Annotated in this window: 2 protein-coding genes; both read right to left on the bottom strand. The window is 55.2% G+C overall.

Features of this window, described 5'->3' with window-relative positions; translation table 11 throughout:
* Window positions 1-37 precede the first annotated feature (37 nt).
* Window positions 38-874, bottom strand: a complete 837-nt coding sequence (locus tag AC3WP7_RS30030) for an IS3 family transposase (RefSeq protein ID WP_225595759.1) — start codon at window positions 872-874, stop codon at window positions 38-40.
* Window positions 871-1,173: a transposase gene (locus AC3WP7_RS30025; protein WP_225595758.1), complete on the bottom strand. Its 303-nt coding sequence runs from the start codon at window positions 1,171-1,173 to the stop codon at window positions 871-873. The genes AC3WP7_RS30030 and AC3WP7_RS30025 overlap by 4 nt, the downstream gene beginning before the upstream one ends.
* Between the last annotated feature and the right edge of the window lie 71 nt (window positions 1,174-1,244).

Here is a 1,244-nt window from a genome sequence, read left to right as displayed (position 1 = left end):
TGAACTGGTCAAGTAATCTTGGACACCGATTAAGGTTTCACGCCGCCAACTTCTCCCTGGCGACTGGTGACCGATAGTCGTTGTAGCTATGCGGCCTGGTGATGTTGTAGCGCGATACATAGCGCTGCACATCCGCTCGGGCCTCATGTTCCGATCCGTAGCCTGCTTCTGGCACCCACTCTGATTTCAAACTTCCAAAGAAACGCTCCATCGGTGCGTTGTCCCAGCATTCGCCTTTACGGCTCATGCTTTGCCGGAGTCCATGTTCCAGCAGTTCATTTCTGAACTTATGGCTGGTGTACTGGCAACCTTGGTCGGAGTGAAACAGTACGTCTTTTGGGCGACCGCGCAGTTCAATCGCCATCCGCAGGGCTTCGCAGGTCAGCGTGGCATCGGAGATCATCGAAAACGACCAGCCCACGATCCGGCGAGCGAACAAGTCCAGAACCGCCGCGAAATACAGCCAACGCTTGCCGACTTTGATGTACGTCACGTCTCCACACCACACCTGATTGACCGCCGTAACATCAAACTTGCGTTTGAGCACATGCGGTGCCACCAAAGCTTCCACGCCGGGTGACTTGTACTTATGGCGCCGGCGTTGACGGCTGACAATGCCTGCTTCTCGCATCAAGCTGCGAGCCATGAACCGCCCGACATCATGCCCGCCGGCTTGCAGCTGTTTAGCCAAGGTCCGAGCACCCGCAGACTCTCTCGACGCCCTGTGGTGCTTGACCAGCATGGCCTTGAGCTTCTCACGCTTAGGGCTCACTTTGCCTTGGCGCTGACGCCATGCGTAAAAGCTACTGCGGTTTATTCCGAACACACGACAGCAATCGTTAACGCCGTACTGCTCGCCCAGCTCACAGATCAACGAGAGTGATCTTTGGCGTCCAAAAGCAGGAGAGCACTGGCCTTTTTTAGGATTTCGATATCCCGGTCTTTTTGCCTGAGCAAGGCTTTAAGTTCCTGAATCTCTCGCTGATCCGCGGTAATCGCCTTGGCTCCCACCGGAGTCGAGCCCAAGCGTTCCTTGCGAACTTGATCGACCCAGCGGCGCAGGGCCGTAGGGCCAATATCCAAACTGGCACAGACCTCGGGAACCGACTGCCCCTCGTCCAGCACCATGCTGGCAGCTTTGAGTTTGAACTCACTTGAATAAGATTTACGCATATCCAAACACCTCAGATTTGGGCGCCATCATAGCGCCCGATTGAAGTGTCCAAAATCATTAGGCCAGTTCA

The organism is Pseudomonas sp. FW305-3-2-15-C-LB1, assembly GCF_058787615.1.
Note: the sequence above shows the minus strand (reverse complement) of the source record. Positions and strands in the feature narration are given on the sequence as shown.